We start from the raw sequence: 13,188 nt of genomic DNA, 5'->3' as shown, positions 1-13,188 counted from the left end.
GGATTGTGCGCATGATAGTACCTTTATCGCTTCCTTCCGCTGGATCTTGATGTTAGATTTACGCAGATTTATTTGGCTTTCGTAGTGTTCTAACCGCAGTCGCGATCAAATCATAAGCTTCCGAGCTTGATGCATACGGCAGTACCTTGAAAATAGACGGAATGCCAAGTGCCATTAATGTAATGTACCCATCTCCAAGCTGAAGCTCATGCTTCTTTTCGTCCGGGGTCTCATATTCTACAGGCGCTGCTTTATGCTTTTCGTTGACTTGAAACGCAAGAATGATTGGGATTTCCTTTGAGCATGCTATTTGCATCTCAATTCCCATGCCAGTTGATGGATGACTAGCCTCGGCCACGACTACGTCTGCCCACTCAACCATTTCCTTATCCCAAAGATAGCAAAGACGTGCTCGGTCTGCCAAAGGCTTGTCTGCTAGTTGTGGATCACTGTCTTTCAACGCGTACTTCACCTTGACGTGAAGCGTTCGCTCAAGATGTGCCGCAAGACCATGAATTCGCTCAACGTATTCAGAAAACTCTTCCCGAGGAACATGCGTGAGGCCGCATGCTAAGTATACTTTCATCAGTTGAACCTCTTTGTCATCGTGATGGTCTTACGTTTGGAATCATAAATTGTTGCCCAGTGAGCTCAGCAGCAATCTCATCAATGAACTGCTGTGGGGCCATCCTAATAAACTCAGTCAGTAGCCAGTTCTTCTGGCCAGAAAGAAAAGCCGCCAACTCCATAGGTCGGTAACGGCAAATCTCACTTAGTCTATGCATTGCAACTAGTGTGCATGTCAAGGGGGATCTTTCAAGGCGCTTAGGGCCGCTAACCTTGGCTTTTACATACCACAGAGTCTCGGTGCCTGCAATGTAGTTTAGATCAGCTCGAATGCCCCCAAGAAGTGTCGCGATTGCCAGGATATCGCCATCAGTTGGTGCGGGTGGGTTCGAAAGATGAGTAGATGATGCTGATCGAATAGTCCTCCCGTCATTCACAGAAGGATCAAATGTGAGCGAAGTTGGCAGGCGATTGATGTAGTATTGAGCCGGGAAGTCTTCGGATATCCGACCAGAAAAGTAAGCACTACTTGAATGTGAGTCAAGTCGTATCTGGCATTCTGTCAGTGGCACGAAGAGATCCTTTTGATTCCTGTATGTCAGACAGAATGTGCGATGAATGCAAGGCATGTTAAAAAGAAGGTCCTCCATGCTATGGGTATCTGATGATTCTGATTCGCGAAGATGCTGGGAAAGGGCTGGAGCAACTCCCCTCGACATAATGCGAACGCCTTCATTAGAAAGGGTGATCTTTCTGGAAGCCCCCCGCATATTGTGAGCACGTACGCCGTGATGTTCGTCAAATGGAACTCCCTTCGCGCTGAGCAATTCCTTGGCAGCGTTCATAAAAGTGTAATACAACAGTAGTGGAGCAGACTCAACGGGCATCCCTTCTGCGGCTTTCGCAAACACTTGTGCTTGTTGCCAGTAAAAAAGAGCCTGCACCTTCTTGCTTCGACGGAGCCAGAGTGACACATACTCCCAGTGGCTGTTAGTAAGTACCGTTCGGGCTGCGAGATCAGGATTGGTTGTTGCCTTATGTGGCTTTACGTTTCGCCCATTTAAGCGAATAGTTGTCATGCTCGTGACTGTCTTGCGGGAAATCTAACTAGGAGCTGAGCCGCACCGCCGTTCTAGCGAACGCCGTTCGGCTAGCAGGCGGTGTCGGCTCCAGCGACAAGTTGATTTGCCGCGCAAATATCCTACGCACCCCACACAACCGTAAGAACGCGGACAAATCAACTTGTTCTTCGACAGTTCCGCAAACCACGTCCTGCCATTAAGGCTTTTCCGTTGAACCCGCCCAGCATCCCAACCAAACGTTGAGACACCCTAGCTACCGCAGCTAGTCTGCAGCCCGATCCGGAGTTCATCCCCCTGTTTGCAGGTCCGCAAACTACTGTTCAGCTTGAAACACTTTGAGCCACGGACAGAGGCTCAACCAGGAGTCCATAGCCCATCCCCACACCCGCAAGAGCCGCAAGAGAAGTCAAGCCGCATAAAGAGAAAAACATCTAAGCGCGCATTGCGACCGCTCCCATCACCCAACACACGCCCCCACCTCCCCCCGAAACGCCGCAATCGCCTCAGGCAAGGTGGGGTAGAAGTGCTCAGGGCCAACCCGGTCGACGAAGCCGGTTCTGCTGAGCTGTTGGTAGAGGTCCTGCTTGGTGCGGGCCATGGCGAAGACAATGCCGTTGGCCGTGAGTTCGCGCTGGAACTCCTGGAGCACATCGGCGGCGGTGATGTCGATCTCCACGATCGCCTCGGCGTTGAGCACGAACCAGCGCACTGGCGTGGCTTCGGCCGCTAACGACGCCAGCGCGCGGCGGCGGAAGTCTTCCGCATTGGCGAAGCAGAGGGGGGCGTCATAGCGGTAAAGCATCAGCCCGGGGATGGTGCTGGCCCCCTCCCAGTCGTCCACGTCGTGCAGGCCGCCCAGCTGGGGCACCTGGCCCAGCACGGCGTCGTGGGGTCGCACCAGCCGCGCGAACAGATCAATCACCGACAGCGCCACCGCCAGACCCACGCCCATCAGGATGTCGGTGAACAGCACACCCACGCAGGTGATCAGTGCCAGCTGGAATTCGCTGCGCTTGAAATGGCGCATCCGCTTGAGCTCGCCGATGTCGATCAGGCGCAGCGCCGCATAGATCACGATCGACCCCAAGGCCGCCTGCGGGAACAACGCCAGCAGCGGCCGCAGGAACAGCAGCACCACCAGCACCACCACGAACGCCACCAGCGAGAACAGCTGCGAGCGGCTGCCCAGCGATTCGCTGATCGCCGTGCGGCTGCCGCTGCTGCTCACCGGAAAGCCCTGCATCAACCCATTGCCCAGGTTCACGGCCCCCAGCGCCAGCAACTCCTGGTTCGCATCGATGCGGTACCCGCCCCGGGCAGCGAAGGCGCGGGCGGTGAGCACGTTGTCGGAGTAGCCCACCAGGGCGATGCCCACCGCCGCCGTGAGTAGATACCGGATCTTGTCGAGCGCCAGGCCACCGGGCGGCGCCAGGTGGCTCAGCTCCGTGAAGGGCAACGCAAAGCTGGGCAGGCCGGCCGGGATCGCGCCGATCACCGCCACTCCCGCCTGATCCAGGTGAAACAACCACACCACCGCCACCGCCAGCAGCACCGCCAGCAAGGGCCCGGGCGCCGAGGGGAACCGCCGCTGGATCAGCAGCAGGAAAACCAGCACCCCAATCGCCAGCAGCAACGTGGGCGGATGGATCTCGCTGCTGCGTCCAGCCAGCTCGAGCAGCTCACCCGCCAACGACTTGGCCTCAAGCTCCAGGCCGCTGATCTTGCCGATCTGGCCGCTGATCATGATCACCGCCACCCCGGCCATATAGCCCACCAGGATTGGCTTCGAGAGCAGATCAGCCAGAAAGCCCAGCCGCGCCCAGCCCCCCAGTACGCACACCAGGCCCACCAACAGGGCCAGCAGGCTGGCGAAGCTGGCATAAGCCAGCGGATCGCCGGCGGCGATCGGGGCGATGGCGGCTGCCGTCATCACCGCCGTGGTGGATTCGGGCCCCACCGACAGCTGCGGGGAGGAGCCGATCAGCGCGTACAGCAGCATCGGCGGCAGGATTGCCCAGAGCCCGGCGATCGGCGCCACGCCGGCCAGCTCCCCATAGGCCATGCACTGCGGCACCAGGTAGGCGGCCACGGTCACACCCGCCAGCACGTCCCCCCGCAGCCACGACGGTTGGTAGGCACGTAGACGCTTCAGGCCAGGCAACAGCGAGACGGACATTCCCTTGGCCTGCTCCACCATCGCCTTCCTCCACAATGGCCTTCAACGCCGGAACGGGCGCCATGGAACCCGGCGCTGTTGGGCTCACCGCGCTGGTGGGGGTGATTGCCTTTCTGTATTCCGCCGTGGGGCAGGCGGGCGCCAGCGGCTATGTGGCGGCGCTGGTGGTGGCGGGGCTGCCGGCGCAGGATCTCAAGGCCACGGCGCTGCTGCTCAACGTGGCCGTCGCCACGATCAGCACGCTGCAATTTGCCCAGGCCGGGCACCTGCGTTGGCGGCGCGTGTGGCCGTTTGTGGCCGGATCGGTGCCGCTGGCGGCCTTCGGCGGCTTCCTGCAACTGAACGCCAGGCCCTTTGAGCTGCTGGTGGGAGCGATCCTGCTGGCCTCTTCGCTGCGGTTGATCTTCAAGGCGAGCGGCAGCAGCCCAGGCCGTGTCCCCACACCACCCGCCTTCGGCAGTGCGCTCGGCAGTGGTGCCGTGATCGGCCTGGTTGGTGGCCTGAGTGGCACCGGCGGTGGTGTGATCCTTTCACCGCTGATGCTGATCAAGGGCTGGGCCTCGGCAGCGGAGGTGGCCGCCACCTCCGTCACCTTCATTCTCTGCAACTCACTGGCCGCCCTCGGCGGTGTACTGGTGAGCCAGCGGCACTTGCCCGCGGGGATCACGCCCCTGCTGATCACCGTGGCGGTCGCCGGCTGGCTGGGTTCCCGGCTCGGCAGCCGCCTGCTTTCGCTGCGCGTGCTGGAGCGCTGGATGGCCGCCTTGATCGCGTTGGTGGGGTTGAAGTTGCTGGTGGGGTGAGCGAAAGGAGCCAGGTGGGGTGATCTGCTGCATCGGCGGCTGAACCAGCCGCAGCAACGCCGCGGATCAGCCCCAGGCTTTGCCACAGCCGCTACCGATTCATACGTTGAAGGTGTACCGAAGATTGCCTGCCATGCGCCGTGATACCCAGCTCTGGCTTGCAGGAAGCATCGTGGTGGCGATCGCGGTGGCCTCCGTCGTGGTGATCAACCAACGCGCCCAGATCTCCGACCAACGCGAGAGCCTTGATCAGCAGAGTCAGCTGACTGCTGAGCTGAAGGAACGCAGCGACGAGGCCGCCCGCCTGCGTCAGCAGGAAACGAACTTTGCCTTGCAACTCAAGGCGCTGGATGCGGAGCAGGCCAGGAACGCCGCCTCGGCGGCAGCCGATCAGGCCAGCCAGGCCGCGTCGGAGCAACGGGCACAGGAACGCCAGCGGCTGGAGGCCCAGATCCAGGACCTCAAAGTGCAACGAGAGCGGCTGGCGCGTCAGACCACCTGCACCCAGATCCAGACGGGCCTGCGCTCAGCCGAACGGAACGGGGATGAAACCCAGACCAAGACCCTGCAGGAGCGCTGGAACGCCACCTGCACCAGCGGCTGAACTCGGCGGACCTAAGTTCCCTTCACCGCCTCCACGACGGCCATGACCCGCTTCCAGCAGTCCCTGCAGGCCCTGGGGCAGGCCCGTCAGCTGATCGCGGTGGGGCGCAGTCAGGGGGATCTCGCCAGGATCGCCGACCTGGTGGACAGCTTCCTGGACACGCCCCAGATGGACGCCTGCATCGCCCGCTTCCGGGCCCTGCCGGGTGGGGCGGAGCTGATGGACAGCCGCTATCCCCCCCTCCAACCCGACCTGGATCGGCTCTCGGCCTTGCCACCGGGGAGCCTGGGCCACACCTACGCCACCCTGATCCGTCGCCTCAACTACGACCCCTCCTTCTTCCGCCCACGCCCGATCGATACGGAAGGCCGCTGGCTCACCCAGCGGATCGCCACCACCCACGACCTGCACCATGTGGTGAGTGGCTTCGGCACCTCACCGGCGGGCGAGAACGGGGTGCTGGCGATCACCGCCACCCAGATCGGCTTCCCCGCCTACGTGAGCCTCACCCATGCCGCCCAGATCGCCGGCTTCCGCTTCGGGCTCGACGACTACGCCAACCTGAGCCGAGCCATCAGCCACGGCGTCACCATCGGCTTCACCGCCTCTGCCTTCGCCACCGCCCGCTGGGAGGAGGGCTGGGAGCTGCCGGTGGCGGCCTGGCGCCACCGGCTGGGGGTCACCCTGCCAGCGGACGGTGAGCCCTACGGGCTGACCCCGCCCTGACGCTGGGATGGTGAACGCACCTCTGCCCTTCGAGATTCAGGCCTTCTGGGCGGGCCTGGCAGCCGTCGCCGCCGGGGCGATCAATGCCCTGGCCGGCGGCGGCTCACTGCTGAGCTTTCCCGCCCTCACCGCCATCGGCCTGCCGGCGGTGATGGCCAACGTGACCAACACCGTGGCCCTGGTGCCGGGCTACCTGGGGGCAACCAGGGCCCAGCGCCGCGAACTCCAGGGCCAGCGCCAGCGCCTGCTGTTGCTGCTGCCGGCCGCCGCCCTCGGTGGCCTGCTGGGCGGCTGGCTGCTGCTGAAAACCGGCGAGCGGTTGTTCACGCAGCTGGTGCCGTTCCTGATCCTGTTCGCCTCGGCGTTGCTGGCGGTGCAGGAGCCCGTGCGCCGCTGGTTGCAGCGCCGCTCCGAGCGGCACGGCCGCAAGCCCTCGGAGCGATGGGCCGTGGGGCCGGTGTTCCTGGCGGCCGTCTACGGCGGCTTCTTCGGCGGCGGGCTGAGCGTGATCGTGCTGGCGGTGCTGGCCCTCAGCCTCGATGACACCCTCACCCGCCTCAACGGCCTCAAGCAGGCCGTGTCGTTCGCCGCCAACCTCACCGCCGCCGCCTTCTTCCTCTTCTCCGGTCAGGTGGCCTGGGGCCTGGCGGCGGTGATGGCGGTGGGCGCCATCGTCGGCGGTGCCCTGGGCGGCAAGGTGGCGGGCCGCGTCCCGCCGGCCACCCTGCGGGCCATCGTCGTGGTGGTCGGAGTGGCGGTGGCGGTGGTGTATTTCGTCAGAACGTGAGGGTGGCGGCGAGCTGCCGTGCGCCCTGATGCCCAGACTGGCCGTTCCTGGGCCAGTCAGCGTGGGGCACTCCACAACCAGCCGCACCGCTGGCTTCTCTGCTGCCCTTGGCAAAGCCCTGGCCGTGCTGGTGCTGCTGCTGGCCCTGGCCCAGCCGGGCCTGGCGGCGGAAACACCCAGCCCCGCCGCGCCGGCGGACAGCCAGCCGGTGGCGGGCAGCTTTCGTCTCTCCCAGGTGCGCATCCTCGGCGTGCCGGTGATCAACGTGGCGTCGTTGCGGGTGGCGGGCCCTGATCAGGCCGGCCCCGACGCCGCCGAGCGGGCGAAGGTGGTCGAAGGCAACCTCGATCTGCTCTACCGGCCCGCCCAGCCCTGCACGCCGGGGGAGCGGTTCGGCGAGCTGCTGCTGGAGCGCGGCGGTGTGGACGCCATCGAAGCCGTGTGCGACCCGGATCACCTGGGGCTGCAGGGCGCCCCGCAGGCCTTGCGCGTGGTGGTGCAACGGCAGGCCGGGGGGCTGAACCAGCTGGCCGCCGTGGTGCCTGGCCGCGCCACGCCGTTCCCGCTGCTCACCGTCACCGCTGCCGACGCCCAGCTCAACGGCACCAGCGAGGCGGTGCTGGCGGAGCGCTGGCGCAGCCGGCTGGAGCGGCGGCTGCGCCGTGCCCGCCAGATCTACGGGAAGCAGCAGATCTCCGAGCGGATGAGCATGGCGGCGTGGGTGGTCGCCGGCCTCACGGTGCTGCTGGTACTGGCCGTGTGGCTGTGGCGGCGCCTGCAACGCCAGTTGCCGCGGCTGCAGCGCCATCGCGTCGAGCACGCCAGCCGGCTCGCCGCTGGCCGCTTCCATCTGGCCCAGAGCCTCAGTCGGCTGTTGCTGGCGGCGGTGCTGGTGCTGGGCGTGGCGATCGGCGCCGTGCTGCTGCTGGCCTCCCCCGGCCAGGTGGCGCCAGCGATCGATGTGCTGTTTCAGCCGCTGGTGGTGCTGTTCAAAGCCCTGGCGATGCTGCTGGCGGCTGCCCTGCTGCGGGCGCTGGTGGGGTTGCTGCTGAGCCAGTGGGCCAGCAACGTGTTCGTGCCGGCGGCCTTCCAGGCGCGCCGCGAGCAGCGCTACCGCAGCCTGTTGCGCGTGCTCAGGCGGCTGGTGGATCTGGCCTGCGTGCTGGTGTTCAGCGCCTGGACGGTGATGGGCATTCCCGTGCTGCGCGATCTCTCCAGCAATGCCCTGCTGGCCAGTGGCGCCGTGCTCGGTGCCCTCGCCCTGGTGTTCCAGGGCTTGCTGCGCGATTTCGTGGCCGGGCTGGTGCTGCTCTTCGACGACCGCTACGCCATCGGCGACACCGTGGAGATCGGCGGACGCCTCGGCGAGGTGATCGATGTGGGGGTGCTGAGCACCGAGCTGCGCTGCCGCGACCAGCGGGTGGTGGTGGTACCGAACAGCGGCTGTGAGCAGAGCGTGAATCACACCAAGCTGCGCTCAGGCGCCGAGCTGTCGCTGCTGCTGCCCCATGGCACCGATCTGGCCGTGGCCCTGCCCGCCATCAGCGCCGAGCTGGCCGCCTTCGCGGCCGATCCCGCCTGGAGCGCCACGCTGCTGCAGCCCCCCCAGCTGCTGGGCGTCGATGCCATGACCGCCGATGGCCTGCAGGTCACCGCCCTGCTGATCACCGAAGCGGGCCGACAGGGGGAGGCCCGCCGCGCCCTGCTCTCACGCCTGGTGCAGCGGCTCGAAGGCGGCGCACAAGCAGGGCCAGGCTGAGGGCGAGCGCGGCAACCAGCTGGAGCAGGGGCACGCCGATCGTGACCACAGCCTGCGCCAGTCCAGGTTCAGGCGTCGAAATGGAGTGGGGCGCGCTCAAGGCCAGCAGAGCGACACCGCCAACGCCGAGCACCACGCTGGCGATCAGCAGCACCCACGCCTCAGCGTTGCGTCGCCGCACACAGGCCGCCAACACCGCCAACAGCAGATACGGAGCAACCAGCAGGGCCAGCACCGGCAGATCCATGCTCCGCAGGCCGCCGCTGCGGGCAGCGTGGAGAACCGCGGTGGCAGCACCAGCGCAGGCGCAGACCAGCAGGGTGACGCGCGGCGGTGGCGTGGTGTTGATCCCGTTCAAGGTTGAACGGGCGCTGGATGCCGCGTCGCGGGCCAAGCCTGCAGCTGGCGCAGCCGTTGGCTCTGGCTGGCCTTCACACAGGCCCTCAGCTGCTCCCCTGCGCGCCAGCATTGGTCCATGGCGACCACCCATTGCTCCTGCTCGCGCAGCAGGGCCGCGCGCCCGCTTGCCTGAAGCGCAGGATCCGCAAGCGCAGCACGGAACGCCTGACGAAGCTGCCGGTCGAGGGCCGTGAGTTCTGCATCCCGGCAGATCAGCACCGTGGCGGCGCTGCCCGCCACCTGGCAGCGAATCGTCTCGCCATCAAAGGAATCCGGCGGTGGCGGAATCGCCAGTGCAGCAGACGTGCCGAGGCCCGCCGTCATCAGCAACAGCGCCCGCGTCAACCGCCACCGTCCCCAGGCCCAGACAGACGGTGTCCGCAATAGACGGAACAGGTGCGGCGACACAGGATTCAGCAGGGGGCGTGGCAACTGTGGCAGGAGAGGCTGCTGGAGAGGCTGCAGCCGAGGGTGATGCTGTGGATGGGGCAAACAGCACCAGGGGACACCACCAGGGACTTCACACGGAGAATCCCATGGGTGCATCGGCTGGGGGACACAGCTGCGGGACGCCTGGGACCCGGCGAGCCAACGGTGCTGGGGTGTTCACATTGCAGTGGGCGGGGAAGCCTCACGGAAAAGGATCGCCGCAAGAAAAAGAGTGGCCGCAAGCCTTCACAAGGCGCATCCGGATGGCACTGAAAACAGACGATCTCTTGATTCATGTGGATTCAGACGCATCGCCAAGGCAACAATCATGGCCAAGGGCACAACAAGATTTAGCGATGCCTGCAATGAAGCAATAACCAAGCAACAGCTGGCAAGCCGCCGCAGAGATACAAACCAAAGATCACGTGCTAAACTTAACGTGAGCTAGCCACAAGCGATTCGCCGAGCAGAACGCAACTTTCTGAAACGAATTGTTGTGAATTGCTGCATTTTGAAGCACCCTTCAGCATGAATACCCTCAAGCAGATCATCACCGCAGTGGCCGCAGCGGCCTCTTTTGGAATGGCCCTGCCGCTCGCCTCCCATGCCATTGATCCGGCCTACGCCAAGCAACTGGAGAAATCCGGGTGCACCCAGGCCACGGAGCTGAAAGGCTGCGACATCAACAAGAGCAGGGAAAAGAATACAAAAGCTGGCTTTGGTGCCGCCAGCAGCGTGGTGTCTCCCTATGCGGGCCAGTGGGTCGCGAGGAACATTGACGGTCGTACCGTTTCCAAGATCCGTATCGACGGCAAGAACAAGGTCATGGTGAACGGCACCGCTGTGAAGAGCAAGCTCAGCGATGGCGTCTTGGTCTTCACGTCAGGCAGGATCACCTACACGATTCAAGGTGATCCCCGCCTCCAGCATGAGAGCAGCTGGTTCAATTCCGACGCTCGCACCACCGGCCCGATTCGCCGTCAATAGACGAAGGATTCATGCCTCGCAGTTGGAGCGCCTATCCATGCGCCAGCGCCGAAGCGAATCAGAGACCCTGTTCACGGTAAAAGCGGCGGATCGCATCCTCCGCCACTTCAACCTGCGCTGCATCACAGGTTGAGGTCTTGCTGAAACGCTTGCCGGCCTTGTTGAAGTTGACGCGGCAACCACCCTCAAACTTCACCTGATGAATGCCAAGCAACAGGGGAACGATCTCAGGGGGATTGCCCGTGGATGACCCGCCACCGGAACTGGAAGCACCGCCTGCCGCACCTTTCGTGTAGGGGGCCGTATCCCAGAAGACAAAGATGGATTGCTTCTCCAAGCGGTACACCTGGCCGCGCTTTCCATCGAGGATCTCACGCTTGGCAGGCTCACCACGCTCATCAAAGTACGCATTGGGCATGCTCTCGTTGGGCTTGAGCTCAATGGTTTGGCCGCCCTTGAGCCGAATAGAAACGAAGCCTTGCCGTTGGGAGAATGTGCACAGCCCAGAAGAGGTGGCCTTATCTTCTCCTGCAGGGAAAACGTCGCAGCGGGCATCAACAGTATCTGCCAGTGCTGGCGACGTGACCGCTAGAGCAGCAACACTCAGCAGGGATGCAGCAAAGCCATGAAGCGCTTTCACCTGCATAGCAATCACATCAGCAATGACTGTTTCACCATACCCGACTTATGCCTCAGAAAGACAAGCCGAAGACTGAGAAAACCTGAAGATTCAGCAGGCCACTGGCCACAACAGACGGCCCAGAGCCAACTCTTCGGCAGTGATCAGACAGCCGATGGGTAACCAACAGGGTGTGAACGGCGGGCTCTGGCAGCCATTGTGCGTGGCCCCAATCGCGCACCATACGCACAAACAATCGCGTGCACCACGCCCAGCCGAACGCCGGCCCCTACGGACAGCGCACCATCCCGTGGCCGGCCTGGCGCCAGCTCTTGAAGCAGCTGTTCTCGGCCTCGAGCACCAGCGGGCGGAACAGATCGTTGCGCTGCCCGTCGATCAGTTGCTGCTGGTTGATCCAGGTGCCGGGGTAAGGCACCACCGTGCGGTGTCGCACGGCATCGGCGCCGGCAGCGGCCGTGAGGGTGGGCGTAGACACCACCGGCTCCGGCCCGAAGATGCCGGCGGCCGTGGAGCTGCCGACGCGGCGGCCACCGCTGACCACCCACAGCTGGCCCAGCTTGGCGGCCAGGTAGGGATGCAGATCGGCGCGACCGGTGGGGGGGTCACTCACCGCGTACAGCAGGGGGTCGATCTCCACCTTGAGGGCGGCAGGGGCACCGGCCGGGGCGGCCAACAGGTCGGCGCGCAGGCTCTGGTAGAGCCCGGTCACCTCCGTGACCGCCAGATCGCCCACCGTGGCCAGGTCCGCTCGGAAGCCGTGAGATGGGTGGCGCGGTAGCGGCCCAGGATCGTGCCGGCCGGACCCGCCAGGGCCACGGTGTGAAACACCTGGCCGCCCTCACGCTCGGGGTAGCTGCCCACCAGGTAGCCGTTGCCGGCCTTGGCCCGCTGCGCCAGGAGTTGCTCGAAGGCGCCGCCGCGGGACTCGGCCCGGCGCCGCAGCTCGGCGCCATCCAGGCCGCTGGGGAGGGCCGAGAGTTCCGGCAGCACCAGCAGCTCGTTGGGCTGGGGCTGGCTGCTGGTCAGGCGTGAAGGGCCAGTGCTCCACTGGGCGGCGGCCAGTTGCACCGGACGGCGGCTGGTGGTGGCGGTGATATCGACCGGCGCCCGGCGCAGCGCCAGCAGGGGGTTGTAGAGCGAGGGGCGGCGTGCGGCCAGGCGCTGCAGGGGAACTGCCGTCATGGTCAGACATCGATGGAGGCCACGCCGAGACAGGCGCAGTGGCTCAATCATGAAAGGGCGGTGCACGCCTGAGCGCGGATGCTGTTGATTGTCAACGCAGCGCCTGAAGCACCTGGGGAGTTCACGTGGTGAGTGACAGCGCTGCGGCGTTCCAACAGCCCAGTGCCGGCTCACCGGCATACCGGGAGAGGATCGAAAGCGTGGCAGTGTCGAGCAGAAAATGGCTGCCATGGCTCGGTGGCAGCCCGATCCAGCGCGCCGCCAGCACCCGCAACAGATGGCCATGTGCGAACACAGCCACCTTGCCGCCATGCGCACGCACCCGCTCAATCACCCGATCAGCGCGCGCGCCGATCTGCGCCGGACTCTCGCCCTCGGGACAACCATCCCGGAACACCATCCAGCCGGGGGCCATGCACTGAATCTCAGCAGAGGTGATCCCCTCATAGGCGCCGTAATTCCATTCGCGCAGATCAGGGTCAACTGTGGCGTGCGCCGCCAGGCCCGCCAACTCACAGGTGCGCCGGGCCCGCTGCAGCGGACTCACCAGCACCAGCTCCACACCCAGACCAGCCAGCAGCGGCGCTAAAGCACGAGCCGCCCGCTCGCCATTGGCCGTCAGGGGGATGTCGGTGTTGCCGGTGTGGCGGCCCGACAGGCTCCACTCCGTTTCGCCGTGGCGGATCAGCAGCACCTCACCAGCAGACAGTGATCGTGTTGCCATGGGCGGAAGCTGCGGCCTTGGAAAGTGTTGCCTGAAGCTGGCTCGCAGGCAAGGGTGGTGAGCAGCGGCACTCTCCAGATTCGTTCAGGTTGCTCAACGGATGTCAGCCACTTCCGAGCACAGGAAGCTCACTGCGGAGCGTGAGCACCCCGGAATCCAGCTGGCATTCAGATCAACAGCACCAACGATGGATGGATGGAAAGCACAATCGATGACGGTGCTTTTCCGCTCTTGTTTCCACAACGATAGAGTAGCCGATGACACAACTCCTCGGGTGGGAAAGAACATGAAATCAGCACACCGGGCGCACTGATCCTGTTGTC

Annotated in this window: 15 protein-coding genes; 6 read left to right on the top strand and 9 right to left on the bottom strand. The window is 64.4% G+C overall.

What is annotated here, in order from left to right:
* Positions 1-58 precede the first annotated feature (58 nt).
* The 3 genes from KBY86_RS01840 to KBY86_RS01830 form a co-directional block, all read right to left on the bottom strand.
* Positions 59-586: a hypothetical protein gene (locus tag KBY86_RS01840; RefSeq protein ID WP_255139949.1), complete on the bottom strand. Its 528-nt coding sequence runs from the start codon at positions 584-586 to the stop codon at positions 59-61.
* Positions 587-602: 16 nt separating this feature from the next.
* Positions 603-1,646, bottom strand: a complete 1,044-nt coding sequence (locus KBY86_RS01835; protein WP_255139948.1) for a YaaC family protein — start codon at positions 1,644-1,646, stop codon at positions 603-605.
* A 460-nt stretch (positions 1,647-2,106) separates the two neighbouring features.
* Complete coding sequence (locus KBY86_RS01830; protein WP_255139947.1) at positions 2,107-3,825, bottom strand: SulP family inorganic anion transporter; 1,719 nt, start codon at positions 3,823-3,825, stop codon at positions 2,107-2,109.
* Between the two features lie 35 nt (positions 3,826-3,860).
* On the opposite strand from KBY86_RS01830, the gene KBY86_RS01825 reads away from it, so the two are divergent.
* The 5 genes from KBY86_RS01825 (at position 3,861) to KBY86_RS15190 (ending at position 8,504) form a co-directional block, all read left to right on the top strand.
* Positions 3,861-4,628: a sulfite exporter TauE/SafE family protein gene (locus tag KBY86_RS01825; RefSeq protein WP_255139946.1), complete on the top strand. Its 768-nt coding sequence runs from the start codon at positions 3,861-3,863 to the stop codon at positions 4,626-4,628.
* Positions 4,629-4,761: 133 nt separating this feature from the next.
* Positions 4,762-5,232 (top strand): hypothetical protein, encoded by a 471-nt coding sequence (locus tag KBY86_RS01820; protein WP_255139945.1) that lies wholly within the window; start codon positions 4,762-4,764, stop codon positions 5,230-5,232.
* A gap of 42 nt (positions 5,233-5,274) precedes the next feature.
* On the top strand, positions 5,275-5,958 hold the full coding sequence (locus KBY86_RS01815; RefSeq protein WP_255139944.1) for a Coq4 family protein: 684 nt from the start codon (positions 5,275-5,277) through the stop codon (positions 5,956-5,958).
* Between the two features lie 7 nt (positions 5,959-5,965).
* Positions 5,966-6,745 (top strand): sulfite exporter TauE/SafE family protein, encoded by a 780-nt coding sequence (locus KBY86_RS01810; RefSeq protein WP_255099646.1) that lies wholly within the window; start codon positions 5,966-5,968, stop codon positions 6,743-6,745.
* Between the two features lie 61 nt (positions 6,746-6,806).
* The gene (locus KBY86_RS15190; RefSeq protein WP_255139943.1) at positions 6,807-8,504 is read left to right on the top strand and encodes a mechanosensitive ion channel family protein; all 1,698 of its coding nucleotides are present in this window, start codon (positions 6,807-6,809) and stop codon (positions 8,502-8,504) included.
* Here the strand turns inward: KBY86_RS15190 and KBY86_RS01800 are convergent.
* Positions 8,410-8,862, bottom strand: coding sequence for a hypothetical protein (locus tag KBY86_RS01800; RefSeq protein ID WP_255139942.1), 453 nt, complete (start codon positions 8,860-8,862; stop codon positions 8,410-8,412). The genes KBY86_RS15190 and KBY86_RS01800 overlap by 95 nt on opposite strands.
* Entirely contained in the window at positions 8,859-9,227 is a 369-nt protein-coding gene (locus tag KBY86_RS01795) for a hypothetical protein (protein WP_255139941.1), read from the bottom strand. The genes KBY86_RS01800 and KBY86_RS01795 overlap by 4 nt, the downstream gene beginning before the upstream one ends.
* A 633-nt stretch (positions 9,228-9,860) precedes the next feature.
* On the opposite strand from KBY86_RS01795, the gene KBY86_RS01790 reads away from it, so the two are divergent.
* Positions 9,861-10,319 (top strand): hypothetical protein, encoded by a 459-nt coding sequence (locus tag KBY86_RS01790; protein WP_255139940.1) that lies wholly within the window; start codon positions 9,861-9,863, stop codon positions 10,317-10,319.
* Between the two features lie 58 nt (positions 10,320-10,377).
* On the opposite strand, the gene KBY86_RS01785 is transcribed toward KBY86_RS01790, so the two are convergent.
* From KBY86_RS01785 to KBY86_RS01770, 4 genes are all read right to left on the bottom strand, one after another.
* The gene (locus KBY86_RS01785) at positions 10,378-10,965 is read right to left on the bottom strand and encodes a hypothetical protein (RefSeq protein WP_255139939.1); all 588 of its coding nucleotides are present in this window, start codon (positions 10,963-10,965) and stop codon (positions 10,378-10,380) included.
* Positions 10,966-11,227: 262 nt separating this feature from the next.
* Positions 11,228-11,668: a hypothetical protein gene (locus tag KBY86_RS01780; protein ID WP_255139938.1), complete on the bottom strand. Its 441-nt coding sequence runs from the start codon at positions 11,666-11,668 to the stop codon at positions 11,228-11,230.
* Positions 11,665-12,141, bottom strand: a complete 477-nt coding sequence (locus KBY86_RS01775) for a nitrilase-related carbon-nitrogen hydrolase (protein ID WP_255139935.1) — start codon at positions 12,139-12,141, stop codon at positions 11,665-11,667. Before KBY86_RS01775 ends, KBY86_RS01780 begins: the two co-directional genes overlap by 4 nt.
* Positions 12,142-12,262: 121 nt before the next feature.
* Positions 12,263-12,865 (bottom strand): histidine phosphatase family protein, encoded by a 603-nt coding sequence (locus KBY86_RS01770; RefSeq protein ID WP_255139934.1) that lies wholly within the window; start codon positions 12,863-12,865, stop codon positions 12,263-12,265.
* Between the last annotated feature and the right edge of the window lie 323 nt (positions 12,866-13,188).

The sequence above is a fragment of the Synechococcus sp. Lug-A genome, assembly GCF_024345655.1.
In the GTDB taxonomy this organism is placed as follows: Bacteria; Cyanobacteriota; Cyanobacteriia; order PCC-6307; family Cyanobiaceae; genus MW101C3.
The sequence above is the reverse complement of the archived record's forward strand: the minus strand, read 5'-3'. Positions and strand labels throughout refer to the sequence as shown.